We start from the raw sequence: 13,961 nt of genomic DNA, 5'->3' as shown, positions 1-13,961 counted from the left end.
ATGAATGTTGATAAAACCCAAATTAATACCAGTAAACTGATTTTTCCACAAATTTATGCTTATGCTTTGCCTGATGTTAAAAGCAAAGAAGGTTGGATAAAAATCGGCTATACCGAGCGTCAAGATGTTAATACACGCATCAAAGAGCAGGTGGGCACGGTAGATTTGGATTATGATTTATTGTGGCATAGCGTGGCACGATTTGCTGATAATCGTATTTTTAGCGACCACCAATTGCATTCTTATCTAAAAAAATATAAAAAGATAAAAAATAAACCCAATACCGAATGGTTTTTTTATAATGGCACACCCAAGCAAAGTTTGGTGGATTTTAATGATTTTGTTGCCCAAAACTTTAATCAAGAAAACGAACAATTAGAATATCAATTACGGCAGGAACAATCGGAAGCCGTTAATCAAACTTTGGCATATTTTCAAAATAATCCAAATGGTGAATTTTTGTGGAATGCCAAACCCAGATTTGGTAAAACTTTAACGACTTATGATTTAATCAGAAAGTTAAATGCCAAAACCGTTTTGATTGTTACCAATCGCCCAGCCATTGCCCATTCTTGGTTTGATGATTTTGAAAAATTCATTGCGTGGCAAAGCGATTTTGCGTTTGTTTCAACAGCGGATACCCTAAAAGAACGCCCTGTTTTAACTCGTGATGAATTTCTTGACCAAACAAGCAAACCCAATGGCAAAAAACAGATGATTGCTTTTATTTCGCTGCAAGATTTAAAAGGGGCAATTTGTTTTGGCGGAAAATTTGATAAATTAGAATGGGTTAAATCATTACAATGGGACTTACTCGTGATTGATGAAGCTCACGAAGGGGTGGATACCTTTAAAACCGATTTGGCATTTGAGCAAATCAATCGTGATTTTACCTTACATTTGTCAGGTACGCCCTTTAAGGCATTGGCAAGTGGACAGTTTGCCCAAGATGAGATTTATAATTGGACTTATGCCGATGAGCAAAAAGCCAAATCACAATGGTGCGGCGAGGCACATAATCCCTATGCAGCTTTACCTACTTTAAATCTATTTAGCTATCAAATGAGCCAAATGATAAGCGATAAAGTCGGTCAAGGGGCGGATATTGATGGCGAAAATAGGGATTTTGCTTTTGATTTAAATGAGTTTTTTGCCACCGATGATAAAGGGTATTTTATCCACAAAAAAGAAGTGGAAAAATGGCTTAATACATTAAGTCAAAATGAAAAATATCCTTTTTCTACCAAAGCGTTGCGAGATGAATTAAAACACACATTTTGGTTATTAAATCGTGTGGACAGTGCCAAAGCCCTAGCCAAATTATTAAAAAATCACCCTGTTTTTGAGCATTATAAGATTGTGCTGGCGGCAGGCGATGGTCGTGGCGATGAAACCGATGTCATCAGCAGTACAGCCCTAAACCGTGTCAAAAAAGCAATTAAAGAAAATGACAAAACCATTACTTTATCGGTTGGGCAATTAACCACAGGTGTAACCATTCCAGAGTGGACAGCCGTTTTGATGTTGTCTAATGTCAAATCGCCTGCTTTGTATATGCAAACGGCATTTAGAGTTCAAAATGCGTGGCAATATGAACAAAATGGGCAAGTTTATCAAAAGAAAAATGCCTATGTCTTTGATTTTGCACCAGAACGCACGCTCATTATTTATGATGAATTTGCTAATAATTTATCCAAAAATACAAGGGGCGGTAGCGGTACTAATCAAAATCGTGAAGAGAATATCCGTGAATTATTAAACTTTTTTCCAGTCATTGCCGAAGATGCAGATGGCAAAATGATAGAGCTTGATGTCAATCAGGTTTTGACCATTCCAAAGATAATTAAAGCCAATGAGGTGGTTAGAAAAGGCTTTTTGAGTAATTTGTTATTTCAAAATGTGGGGCGGATTTTTGGGGCAAACAATGAAGAAATTCGTCAAATTTTGGAACAAATCAATCCTGTTGAAGCAGGTAAAATGACGCCCAATAAAACTAATACACCGATTGATACGCAGGGTGTTCAATTAGATGAAAATGGCAAGGCGTTGGTTGATAATGAAATCGTGGTAAATACCAATAATGCTCGTTTTGGCGAAAAAGTGTATGGTGATATTAAAACCGCCACGCACGATATTATTCATACAGCAAATTTAGATAATCAAAATTTGGCAACTCAATTAACCGATGTCTTAACACAAAATACGCAAAGTGCCTTTAAAGATTTGGCAAAAGAAATAGGCGTAAGTGAAAAATTTGCCGAAAAAGTGGTTAAAGAACAAAGTAAAATGCTTGTCAATGAAGTGCAAAAACTTCAAGAGTACAGCAGAATTGAACAAAATGTTGCCAAAATTCAATTTGAAAATGAATTAAAAAATGCCAAAACCGACGATCAAAAACAGCAAATCCAAAATGAATATGAAATCAAAACACAATCAATAACCCAAGATTTGCAAAATAAAATCAGCGAAACGGTCAATATAAAAGTCGCTGAATTTACCCAAAACAGCACCGAAAGCATTCTACAAAAAGCCGAGCAAAATAAGCAAGATAAGGTGGAAGATGATATGCGTGGGCGTTTGCGTGGGTTTAGTCGTACCATTCCGTCTTTTTTGATGGCATATGGTAATGAACATACCAGATTGGCAAATTTTGATATGCATATTTCAGATCGTGTGTTTAAAGAAGTTACAGACATTACGATTGATGAATTTCGCATTTTGCGAGACAAACATCAACTTTTTGATGAGCAGGTGTTTGATACTTCTGTGCAAGAGTTTTTGAATAAACGCCAAGCATTAGCCAACTATTTTGATGAAAATCAAAGCGAAGACATTTTTGATTATATTCCGCCACAAAAAACCAATCAGATTTTTACGCCAAAATGGGTGGTAAAAATGATGATGGACAAATTTGAAAGCGAAAATCCTGATATTTTTAAAAATCCTGATATCACATTTGCCGATTTGTATATGAAATCAGGGTTGTATATTACCGAGATTGTCAAACGCTTGTATCAAGGTTTAAAAAATCATATTCCTGATGATAAAGCAAGGCTCAAACACATTTTTGCCAATCAAGTCTATGGTTTTGCTCCAAGTGAGATTATTTATAATATCGCCAAAAACTTTATTTTGGGATTGGATAAGGCTGGTGAGTTTGACCATAGCCATATTGTGCATTTGGATACCACGCCTTATGCCAAAGGCGAATTAGATTTTAATGAAAAATTAACAGAAATTTTTGGAAAAGCAATGAAATTTGATGTTGTAGTGGGTAATCCACCTTATCAGGAAAATGCAAAGGGCGAAAGCACAAAAGATACCCCAATTTATCATTATTTTTATGATTTGGCTGAAAAAAATTCTGATAAATATTGTTTGATTTCGCCAGCACGATTTTTATTTAATGCAGGAAGTACCGATAAAAATTGGAATGAAAAAATGCTTAATGATAAGCATATCAAAGTGGTTTATTTTGAACAAAAATCCGAAAATGTTTTTGCCAATACTGATATTAAAGGTGGTATTGCGATTTTATGTCGTGATATACATCAGGAGTTTGGGGCGATTGGTACATTTACAACATTCAATGAATTGAATACCATTTCTCAAAAAGTTGGCAAATTAACGAAAAATACATTAGATGAAATTGTTACCAATCGTGGACAATATCGTTATTCAGATAAAATTTATAGAGACTATCCAAAAGATATGGAACAAATTTCAGATAGACGAATTGCTTCCAATGCGTTTGTGAAATTACCACATTTATTTACAGATGAAAAACCTGATGATGGCGAAGAATACATTCAGATTTTAGGGCGTTTTGAAAATGAGAGATGCTTTAAATGGTTCAAAAAAGCCTATTTAAGCGAGCCTGAGAACTTGGGGTCTTTTAAGGTCATTTTACCCAAAGCCAACGGTTCTGGGGCAATTGGTGAAGTTCTAAGCACACCCCTAATCGGGGAACCCCTAATCGGGGAACCCCTAATCGGGTATACCGAAACCTTTATTTCTATTGGTTGTTTTAATACGCTTTTGGAAGCCGAAAATTGCCTAAAATATGTAAAAAGCAAATTTGCACGAACTATGTTGGGTGTTTTAAAAATTACCCAAGACAACACAAAAGAAAAATGGTCAAAAGTCCCCCTACAAGACTTTACCGAAAATTCTGATATTGATTGGTCCCAATCCATTGCTGAGATTGATAAACAGCTTTATGCCAAATATGGGTTAAGCGATGATGAAATTGCGTTTATTGAGAGTAAAGTGAAAGAAATGGCGTAAGTGCCTAAAAACAAAGTCCCTGTGTTATGGCAGGGGCTTTTTTGTTTGTGGTACTATGTGATTTTGCTGTAAAAAACCCAGTGCGGTGCATTTTGAGTTTAATTTACTATATCATTTGCTTGATAAATCCGCTATCATAACTTTTTTTGCAAGGAATATGATGGCGATGTTGGCGATACTTGATGATTTTGACACCGCTCACCTATGGCACCCTTATACCTCAATGACCAACCCGATTGCTGCCCTAAAAGTGGCACGAGCTGATGGCTGTCAAATTACCTTGGCAGATGGCAGTACGCTCATTGACGGTATGTCGTCTTGGTGGTGTGCCATTCATGGCTATAATCACCCTGTACTCAATCAAGCCGTTACCGACCAGCTTTCGCAGATGGCTCATGTGATGTTTGGTGGCTTGACGCACGAGCCTGCGATTGAATTGGGTAAATTACTGTTATCAATCACACCAGCACCACTACAACACATTTTTTATGCCGATTCTGGCTCAGTGGCGGTAGAAGTCGCCCTAAAAATGGCGGTACAATATTGGCACGCCAAAGGCAAACCAAACAAACAAAACATCATTACGACTCGTTCCGGCTATCATGGCGATACTTGGAATGCAATGAGTGTGTGCGACCCTGTGACGGGCATGCATCAGATTTTTGGGCAAGCACTGCCCAGTCGTATTTTTGTGCCAGCACCCAGCATTGGCATCGATGATGAGTGGTCTGATGAACAGATGAATGAAGTCAGACAAGTCTTTGAGGCTCATCATCAGACGCTGGCAGCGTTCATCATTGAGCCTGTGGTGCAGGGGGCTGGTGGTATGAGATTTTATCATCCACGCTATTTGACCCAGCTAAGGCAGTTGTGCGATGAATATGAGATATTGCTGATTTGTGATGAGATAGCCACAGGGTTTGGCAGGACGGGCAAATTGTTTGCTTGCGAACATGCAGATATTTGTCCTGACATCATGTGTGTGGGCAAGGCATTGACAGGGGGATACATGACATTGTCAGCCACCTTGACCACCAGCCAAGTGGCACAAACCATCAGCGATGGCGAGGCTGGCGTATTCATGCATGGCCCAACTTTTATGGCAAATCCTTTGGCGTGTCGTGTGGCAATGTCCAGCATACAGCTGCTGCTTGATGGCGATTGGCAAGGTAATGTTGCTCGCATACAGGCAATGTGCCAAGACAAATTATCGGTGCTGACCGATGTTGCTGGCGTGGTCGATGTGCGAGCTTTTGGAGCCATCGGTGTGGTGGAGCTTGCCCATGCGGTAGATATGAGCAAAGTGGCTCAGCAATGCGTGGCACGAGGGATTTGGATTCGTCCTTTTGGTCGATTGGTTTATGTGATGCCGCCTTTTGTCATCAGCGATGAGCAGCTTGACCATCTTTTGACGCAGGTGGTGGCATTTGTCAAGGAGATGGTGCGTGCGTGAACATCTGTTGGACGATTATGCTCATCAATTAACCCACCTAAAACAACAAAACAATCATCGCCATCTTTATCCGCTATTACATCAGGGTAAATATGTCAAATTGGGCGATGATGGGGCGTTGCTGTTTAATCTTGCCAGTAATGATTATTTGGGCGTGACCCAAGATGGATTGTGGCAAGAAGAATTTTTTCATCATTGGCAAGGGGGTGGTTTTGGGTCGGTATTGTCTTGATTTTTTTGTGCTTGGGCTGGTTTTGCATTAAAATGGGTGCATCAAGAATTACGCACCTTGTATTTTGATACACCCAAAGCGGTGTTAAGGCACTTGCAAACAGCAAGCGTGATTAGCACCAGTCAGGATTTTCGTTGGAATAAACAATCATTGATGGCGTTTGAGCAAAACTATGAGGCATAGCCAAGCACCTAAGGCGTGCCTTTGACCTACGACCCCATCTATTTGATTGCCCAAAAATTATAAGGATAATGACATGCAAGGCGTCTATTTTATCAGTGGTATTGATACCGACATTGGCAAAAGTATTGCCACAGGCATCATTGCTAAGCGATTATTGGCACAAGGCATCAGCGTCATCACACAAAAGCCAATCGAAACAGGCAATCAAACGATTTCACAAGACATCATGACGCACAGACGATTGATGGGCTGTGATTTATTACCACAAGATTATGAAAGATTGACAATGCCTGTGCTGTTGCCGTATCCTGCCTCGCCACATTTATCAGCAAAACTTGCCAATCAGACGATAGATTTTCAACAAATCACCACCAGCACCAAGAAACTTGCTGATTTATATCAGGTGGTGCTCGTTGAAGGGGCTGGGGGCTTGATGGTGCCACTGACTGACACGCTATTGACCATCGATTATGTGGCACAATGTGGCTATCGTGTCATTTTGGTCACCTCAGGTAGGCTGGGCAGCATCAATCATACCTTGCTTAGTTTGCAGGCACTAAAAGCCCGTGATATCTGTGTTCATGCACTGGCTTATAATGAATATCATGATGGCGATGGTGTGATTGCTAATGACACCAAAAATTATCTTCAAGCATACCTAAGCCAGCACCACCCCCAAACACATTTTTGGCAGATTCCCAGCGTTTAAGGAGATAAGATGAAAGCATTGATTCAGCGAGTGCATATGGCAAGCGTGTCTGTTGATGGTCAGATGGTGGACGAGATACAAACAGGCGTGCTGGCGTATATTGGCATTGGTCGTGATGATGACTTTGATAAAGCGTGTCGGCTTGTGGACAAGATATTGACTTATCGAATTTTTGAGAATGTTACCGATGCTGATAAGCTGGGCAAATTGGATAAGTCAGTCGTGGATATTGACGGTGGTTTGTTGTTGGTCTCGCAATTTACCTTGATGGCAAAGACGGATAAAGGTCGCCGACCTGATTTTGCTCCCGCCATGCCACCTGATGATGCCAAAGTACTGTTTGATGATTTGGTTGGTTATGCCAAAACACGCCATCATCAGGTCGCCACAGGGCAATTTGGGGCAGACATGCAGGTTGTTGCTCACAATGATGGGCCAATCAACTTTATCTTGGAAGTCTGACAATTCTAATAAACAGGCAAATGTGCCAAGCTGATTTGGTGCAAAGGATAATTGGTAAAATCATCGGCATCTTTGCCCAGTTCAATGAGTTTTGTGCGGTCTGCTAAGTAATGCTCGATGGTCAGCTTGACCGTCTCAAAAGCAAGGTTTGGCAGGTCGATTTGATGTGGTAAAAACAGCCCACATTCCAAACTTTCGCTACCAACACCAAACCGACCATTTTGCAAATTGGCAAGATACATGGCGTGAACTTGCCCAAATTGCGGTAGGTCAAATAAAGCATATAGATGGGCATTGGTGGCGATGGCGTCTGCCTCTTCTAAGGTCTCTCGGACTGCTCCTTGTGCCATGGTTTCGCCAATCTCCATAAAGCCTGCTGGCAAGGTCCAATAGCCAAATCTAGGCTCGATGGCTCGCTTGCACAACAAAATCTGACCATCGTGTATGGCAAGCGTGCCGCAGATAAGCTTGGGATTATCATAATGGATATAGCCACACGCAGAACAAACAAGGCGTGAGCGAGTGTCGCCATCAGGTATGGTTTGGTTGGCGGGTTGTCCGCATTGTAGGCAGTAGGGCATGATTTGAGTGCCATAAGGTATGAATTTGAATGAAAATGATAAATGAAAACGAGAAAAATGACAAATACTTTTAGCCCATCATTCATCGACAAAGCCGATGTCAATGTGCCAAAGACGCATCGTTTTCATCAGCTTTTTGTCCAATTACAAGCATATCAAGGCGTGGATATTTTGCCTTATACCGATGATAATGATTTATTGACAGGTCTGGTGCGTGAGCAAGCCATCAAGCATTATGATAATCTACTACAAAACAAAAGCACCGTGCAGGCGTGCGTGCTTGTTCTTATCACCGATGAGCCTAATCCAAAATTGCTACTGACAAGACGCTCATCACATCTAAATAGCCATGCAGGCGAGGTCTCTTTGGTGGGTGGTAAGCGTGATGGTTGTGATGCCACTTCGGTCGATGTGGCGTTGCGTGAGGCGTACGAGGAGATTGGGCTGGATAAAAAATATGTCCAGATTTTGGGTTATCTGCCCATGCAAATTTCCAAAAAAGGCTTGCTGGTGCGTCCTGTGGTGGCAAGCATTGCTCCTGAGGCGGTCAAGACGCTGGTTGCCAATGCTGACGAAATTGACAGGGTGTTTTGGTTGCCATTGCAGGTATTGCACACTCAGCCCATCGACTTTGTCTTTGATAGGTCGTCATCGACAACATCAGCAACCAAACTTCACACTCCAGCTTGGCTGTATGACAGTGATGGCGATGGCAAGGCGGAGATTATTTGGGGATTGACAGGACGGATACTTGCCAGTCTCATGCAGATTGGTTTTGGTCGTACTCATGCATGGTATTATCGTCTATCCACCGACTAAAAAAGCGTCCTTTGCGGAACGCTTTTTTGACATCTACATCAGTCTTTTGGGGCGACAGACAAGGCACGCAAAGCATCAGGTGATGACCATAGACCTTCTAGGTCATAAAATTCACGAGCTTGTGGCGTCATGATGTGTACGACCACCGAGCCCAAATCCACCAGCGTCCAATCGCTGTCTTTGTCGCCTTCTCGACCCAGTGGCATCAAGCCTGCCTCTTTGGTGGCAGCTCCTAGTTTGTCCGCCAGTGCCTTGACATGGCGTTTGCTGGTGGCGTCACAGATGATGATGCGTTCGGCAACTGCGGTCAAATGCTCAATCTGTAAAGTCGTGATATTTTTGGCTTTAAGGTCATCTAGGGTGTCGATGACCAGTGATACGGTTTGGTCTAGGGTAAGTGCTGTCATAAAATCATCATATTAGGATTATAAACTTGCCATTATAACACAGTTGATGGCTTTTGGTACAGTTTATGTGTGCTGATGTACTGGGCAACCGTGCTGGGTAACTGTCCATCAATGACCACGCCCATTTGGATACGCTGGCGAAGCTGACTTGAAGATAACGCCATGATGGGTGTATGGTCCATAAAAATTGCTTTATCCGTCTGCAAAAAAACCGCCAAATCATCGGTGCATTGAGTCAATAATGCTGGCTTGATATTCATGTCATCAAGAGTGCCGTCATTGATGCGGTCAAATACCCAAAATTTTGCCATCATAAGTAGGTCATCGCTATGTTTCCAGCGTGGCAGGGTGGATAGGCTGTCTTTGCCCATGATAAAAATCAGCATGGCATCTTTGTGTATGGCTTGCAAGTGACGCAAGGTATCAATGGTATAGACAGGGGCAGGCTGGGTCAGCTCGTGTGTTTCAACGCCAATGGGCAAGCTGGCGGTTGCTTGGCGTATCATCATCAGCCGATGATGGGGACTGGTGGGATTGCTCTTAAAAGGATTGCCAGCGGTGGGCAAAAGCTCCACGCTGATGGTGGCGGTGGGGCAATGTGTGTGTAGCGTCTGATGCACTGCCATCGCCATGTCCAGATGGGCTTGATGAATGGGGTCAAACGACCCGCCAAGATACGCACGGATTTTCATGAAAATAAGGTTGTTAATGGTTGTTGATGACTTGTTTTAGTGTAACAAAGCCTGTGATTTTGAGCAAGGCGTGAGCATGGTGCTGTTTGTTACTTTAAAACCATCAACAGATGCCCCATTATGTCTTATAATATCTAGATGATTATATCAAAAAACACAAGGCACCATCATGGCACATGACAAAATCGCAATTCGTGGGGCAAGAACCCACAATCTAAAAAACATCGATGTCGATATTCCAAGAGACAAATTTGTCGTCATTACAGGATTATCAGGCTCTGGTAAGTCGTCCCTTGCCTTTGATACCTTGTATGCCGAAGGGCAAAGGCGATATGTAGAAAGTCTGTCCGCCTATGCTCGCCAGTTTTTATCGCAGATGGAAAAGCCTGATGTGGATAGCATTGAGGGCTTATCGCCTGCCATCGCCATTGAACAAAAATCCACCAACCACAATCCACGCTCCACCGTTGGTACGATTACCGAAGTCTATGACTATCTACGTTTGTTGTTCGCTCGTGTGGGTACGCCGTACTGCCCTGAGCATCAAGAGCCAATGGTGGCACAGACGGTCTCTGAAATGGTGGATTTGATTTTGGCATTGCCTGAGGCGACCAAATTGATGATTTTGGCTCCTGTGGTGCGTGAACGCAAAGGCGAGCATTTGGCATTGCTTGAACAGTTGCCCAGTCAAGGCTTTACTAAGGTTCGTATTGATGGCGTTGTTTATGACAGTGACGAATTGCCTGCCTTAGAAAAAAACAAAAAACACACCATCGAGGTGGTGATTGACCGATTTAAGGTGCGAGATGATTTGGGTAATCGTGTTGCCGAAAGTTTGGAAACTGCCCTAAAAATGGGCAGTGGCTTGGCGATTTTAAGCCACATGGACGGCAATCCTAATGGCGATGATGAGCAGGTGTTATCTGCCAAGCATTCTTGCCCTGTGTGCGATAAGGCGGTGAGTGAATTGGAGCCTCGCTTGTTTAGTTTTAACAATCCTCATGGAGCGTGTCCTGCTTGTGATGGCTTGGGCAAACGACAGTATTTTTCTGCCGAACGCATCGTGACCCACCCTGAAAAATCGCTCAACCAAGGAGCGATACACGGCTGGGATAAAAAACACGCTTATTATTTTGGGCTGCTTGGTACGGTTTGTCGTCATTTTGGCATTGACATGGATACCTCTTGGCAAAAGCTGCCTGCCAAACAGCAGCAGCTGATTCTCAATGGTTCTGGCAAAGAAAAAATTGAGTTTAATTTTGTTGATGAGCGAGGACGCAAAACCACAAAGACAGTGCCATTTGAGGGGATTTTGCCGTATCTAGAACGCCGTTATGCGTCCACCACCAGTAATTTGGTGCGAGATGAATTGGCACAATACTTATCTGATACCGCTTGCAATGTCTGTCATGGTGTGCGTTTGAATGACATCGCTCGCCATGTGCAAGTTGATGGGCGAGTGATTGGCGACATCATTACCTTACCGATTGGCGAGGCGTGGCAATATTACGAAAATTTGCAAATCTTAGGGGCAAAAGGTGAAGTGGCGGATAAGATTTTCAAGGAAATTCGTGAACGGCTTGGCTTTTTGAACAAAGTGGGCTTAGATTATTTGACTTTGGCAAGAAGTGCTGAGACCTTGTCAGGCGGTGAAGCTCAGCGTATCCGCTTGGCAAGCCAAATTGGGGCAGGCTTGATGGGCGTGATGTATGTGCTTGATGAGCCGTCCATTGGTCTGCACCAAAGGGATAATGACCGCTTGCTATCGACACTTACCCATCTAAGGGATTTGGGTAATACGGTGGTGGTTGTGGAGCATGATGAGGACGCCATTCGTCAAGCTGACCACATCATCGACATTGGCGTGGGGGCAGGTGTGCATGGCGGTCGAGTGATTGCCCAAGGTACTGCCGAGCAGGTTGCCAATACCGCAGGCTCTTTGACGGGCGAGTATCTGTCTGGCAAACGCAAAATTGCTGTACCAAGCGTGCGTCACACCCCTAAGTTGCATACTGTCAAAAAAGGCAAGCAGACCGTTGATGAACCACAGTTTATCCGCCTCAATGGTGCTTGTGGCAACAACCTAAAAAATGTCAATCTGTCCATTCCTGTGGGTGTGATGACTTGTATTACAGGGGTGTCAGGCTCTGGCAAATCCACGCTGATTAACCGCACGCTCATGCCGCTGGCAGCCACCACGCTCAATAATGCCACCACGCTTGTGCCTGAAAAGTATGACAGCATCACAGGGCTTGACCATTTGGATAAGATGGTGGACATTGACCAAAGTCCGATTGGCAGAACGCCAAGAAGTAATCCTGCCACTTATACGGGGGTATTTACGCTTATCCGAGACCTATACACCCAAACCGAAGATGCAAGGGCAAGGGGCTATAAGGCAGGGCGGTTTAGTTTTAATGTCAAAGGCGGTCGCTGTGAAGTATGTCAAGGCGATGGTATGATTAAGGTAGAAATGCACTTTTTGCCTGATATGTATGTGCCGTGCGATGCGTGTCATGGCAAACGCTATAACCGTGAAACCTTAGAAGTCAAATACAAGGGTAAATCTATCAGTGATGTTCTTGATATGACGGTGGAAGAGGCTTTGGTATTTTTTGAGGCGATTCCAGCCATTCATAGAAGACTGCAAGCCTTAGCAGAAGTGGGTTTGGATTATATTCGCCTTGGGCAATCGGCAACCACGCTCTCTGGTGGCGAAGCCCAAAGGGTCAAACTTGCCAAAGAACTTGCCAAAAGAGACACAGGGGCAACGCTGTATATCCTAGATGAACCAACCACAGGGCTGCATTTTGAAGACATTGCCAAATTGCTCACGATTTTACACACACTCAGAGATAAAGGTAACACAGTGGTGGTCATTGAGCATAATTTAGATGTGATTAAGACGGCAGATTGGGTGGTGGACTTAGGCTATGAAGGCGGAGATGGCGGTGGTCAGATTGTGGCACAAGGTACGCCTGAGCAGGTGGCGGACGATGAGAAGTCGCATACAGGAAGATTTTTAAAACCACTGCTCCAAAAATAGGATATTTCTTGCTGATTTGTGATGCTGTTTTGACCAAAATGATGGCTGCTTTGCCAACACCATTTGCATGGTCGAGGTACAAAAACACACTCTTTTTGCACAAAAGACTGGTATTTTTTTGCAAGTTTGGGTAAAGTAGCAACATCAATCATCAAGTGGATTGTTGTTTGTTCATAAAAAAAGTATAGGTATTGTTATGAGTAGCATGAATAAAGTGATTATCATTGGTCGTTTGGGCAATGACCCAGAGGTTCGCCAATTCCCAAATGGTGGCGGTGTTACCAACATCAGCGTGGCAACATCAGAACGCTGGACGGATAAAAATACAGGCGAACGCCGTGAAAGCACTGAATGGCATCGCATCAGTTTGTTCAACCGTTTAGGCGAAATCGCTGCTCAATACCTGCGTAAAGGTAGCCTTGTCTATGTCGAGGGTAGTTTGCACACTCGCAAATACCAAGACCAACAAGGGGTGGAACGCTATTCTACCGAAATTCGAGCTTCTGAGATGCGTATGCTTAGCTCCAATAACGATAATGGCGGTCAAGGCGGCTATGGTGGCAATGGCAATTATGGCGGTCAAGGTGGTTATAATGGCGGTTATAACAATCAGTACAATGGCGGCAATAATGGTAATTTTGGCAATCAAAATCATCAGCAAGGTGGCTATAATCGAAACAGCCACAATCAATTTAACGCCCCAAGTCAATCGCCTCAGCATGACTATGGCTATCCATCAGCACCGCACAATAATACCAATTACCCACAAGGCGGCATGGGGGCGTCTGGCAATAATACGGCACAGGTTCATTCTTTTAATACGCCTAATCACACGCCTAATGCCCAAGCGTCTGCCCCAAGCACGCCAAAATCTGGCACGCCACCAATGCCTGAACAAAACGCCATCAATCCAGCAGCAGGCATCGCTGACGATGACATTCCATTCTAAGATGATGCCATTTTAGCATCAAGTTTATCAAATCTTACCGCTCAGACATACATGATTTGGGCGGTTTTTTGTGATGGCTTGGGCAAATCTGATGATTTTTTGCTTTTCAAGTGATGAAAAATCCAGTATGCTAGATTGGCT

The 13,961-nt window shown here is 43.1% G+C and carries 12 protein-coding genes; 9 read left to right on the top strand and 3 right to left on the bottom strand.

The features are described 5' to 3' along the window. The 6 genes from LU297_RS04320 (at position 1) to dtd (ending at position 7,326) form a co-directional block, all read left to right on the top strand. Positions 1-4,287, top strand: coding sequence for an Eco57I restriction-modification methylase domain-containing protein (locus LU297_RS04320; RefSeq protein ID WP_263077188.1), 4,287 nt, complete (start codon positions 1-3; stop codon positions 4,285-4,287). 175 nt (positions 4,288-4,462) lie between these two features. After that, complete coding sequence (gene bioA / locus LU297_RS04315; RefSeq protein ID WP_263077323.1) at positions 4,463-5,740, top strand: adenosylmethionine--8-amino-7-oxononanoate transaminase; 1,278 nt, start codon at positions 4,463-4,465, stop codon at positions 5,738-5,740. Beyond that, positions 5,733-5,972 carry a hypothetical protein gene (locus tag LU297_RS04310; protein WP_263077187.1) on the top strand — a complete coding sequence of 80 codons (240 nt, stop codon included), beginning with the start codon at positions 5,733-5,735 and terminating at the stop codon, positions 5,970-5,972. The genes bioA and LU297_RS04310 overlap by 8 nt, the downstream gene beginning before the upstream one ends. A gap of 36 nt (positions 5,973-6,008) precedes the next feature. Then, complete coding sequence (locus tag LU297_RS04305) at positions 6,009-6,155, top strand: hypothetical protein (RefSeq protein WP_263077186.1); 147 nt, start codon at positions 6,009-6,011, stop codon at positions 6,153-6,155. Between the two features lie 73 nt (positions 6,156-6,228). Further along, positions 6,229-6,864, top strand: a complete 636-nt coding sequence (gene bioD / locus LU297_RS04300; RefSeq protein WP_263077185.1) for a dethiobiotin synthase — start codon at positions 6,229-6,231, stop codon at positions 6,862-6,864. A gap of 9 nt (positions 6,865-6,873) precedes the next feature. Then, positions 6,874-7,326, top strand: a complete 453-nt coding sequence (gene dtd / locus LU297_RS04295) for a D-aminoacyl-tRNA deacylase (RefSeq protein ID WP_263077184.1) — start codon at positions 6,874-6,876, stop codon at positions 7,324-7,326. A 5-nt stretch (positions 7,327-7,331) separates the two neighbouring features. Here dtd and LU297_RS04290 read toward each other — a convergent pair whose 3' ends face one another. After that, positions 7,332-7,907, bottom strand: coding sequence for an NUDIX hydrolase (locus LU297_RS04290; protein WP_263077183.1), 576 nt, complete (start codon positions 7,905-7,907; stop codon positions 7,332-7,334). Between the two features lie 57 nt (positions 7,908-7,964). Between LU297_RS04290 and LU297_RS04285 the strand changes: the two genes are divergently transcribed. Continuing rightward, positions 7,965-8,726: an NUDIX hydrolase gene (locus tag LU297_RS04285; protein WP_263077182.1), complete on the top strand. Its 762-nt coding sequence runs from the start codon at positions 7,965-7,967 to the stop codon at positions 8,724-8,726. A 38-nt stretch (positions 8,727-8,764) separates the two neighbouring features. On the opposite strand, the gene rsfS is transcribed toward LU297_RS04285, so the two are convergent. Together rsfS and nadD are read right to left on the bottom strand one after the other, a co-directional pair. After that, positions 8,765-9,133: a ribosome silencing factor gene (gene rsfS, locus LU297_RS04280; protein ID WP_263077181.1), complete on the bottom strand. Its 369-nt coding sequence runs from the start codon at positions 9,131-9,133 to the stop codon at positions 8,765-8,767. Positions 9,134-9,165: 32 nt separating this feature from the next. Further along, positions 9,166-9,825, bottom strand: a complete 660-nt coding sequence (nadD, locus tag LU297_RS04275) for a nicotinate (nicotinamide) nucleotide adenylyltransferase (protein ID WP_263077180.1) — start codon at positions 9,823-9,825, stop codon at positions 9,166-9,168. Between the two features lie 169 nt (positions 9,826-9,994). Between nadD and uvrA the strand changes: the two genes are divergently transcribed. Beyond that, complete coding sequence (gene uvrA, locus LU297_RS04270) at positions 9,995-12,871, top strand: excinuclease ABC subunit UvrA (RefSeq protein ID WP_263077179.1); 2,877 nt, start codon at positions 9,995-9,997, stop codon at positions 12,869-12,871. A 196-nt stretch (positions 12,872-13,067) separates the two neighbouring features. Then, positions 13,068-13,820 carry a single-stranded DNA-binding protein gene (locus tag LU297_RS04265; RefSeq protein WP_263077178.1) on the top strand — a complete coding sequence of 251 codons (753 nt, stop codon included), beginning with the start codon at positions 13,068-13,070 and terminating at the stop codon, positions 13,818-13,820. Positions 13,821-13,961: the final 141 nt, after the last annotated feature.

The organism is Moraxella nasicaprae (assembly GCF_025643275.1).
Classification (GTDB): domain Bacteria; phylum Pseudomonadota; class Gammaproteobacteria; order Pseudomonadales; family Moraxellaceae; genus Moraxella; species Moraxella nasicaprae.
This window is presented reverse-complemented; position numbering and strand designations above follow the sequence as displayed.

Coding starts and splice junctions, on each gene's coding strand:
- LU297_RS04320 (WP_263077188.1), top strand. CDS start 1: ATGAATGTTGATAAAACCCAAATTAATACCAGTAAACTGATTTTTCCA.
- bioD (WP_263077185.1), top strand. CDS start 6,229: ATGCAAGGCGTCTATTTTATCAGTGGTATTGATACCGACATTGGCAAA.
- dtd (WP_263077184.1), top strand. CDS start 6,874: ATGAAAGCATTGATTCAGCGAGTGCATATGGCAAGCGTGTCTGTTGAT.
- LU297_RS04290 (WP_263077183.1), bottom strand. CDS start 7,907: ATGCCCTACTGCCTACAATGCGGACAACCCGCCAACCAAACCATACCT.
- LU297_RS04285 (WP_263077182.1), top strand. CDS start 7,965: ATGACAAATACTTTTAGCCCATCATTCATCGACAAAGCCGATGTCAAT.
- rsfS (WP_263077181.1), bottom strand. CDS start 9,133: ATGACAGCACTTACCCTAGACCAAACCGTATCACTGGTCATCGACACC.
- nadD (WP_263077180.1), bottom strand. CDS start 9,825: ATGAAAATCCGTGCGTATCTTGGCGGGTCGTTTGACCCCATTCATCAA.
- uvrA (WP_263077179.1), top strand. CDS start 9,995: ATGGCACATGACAAAATCGCAATTCGTGGGGCAAGAACCCACAATCTA.
- LU297_RS04265 (WP_263077178.1), top strand. CDS start 13,068: ATGAGTAGCATGAATAAAGTGATTATCATTGGTCGTTTGGGCAATGAC.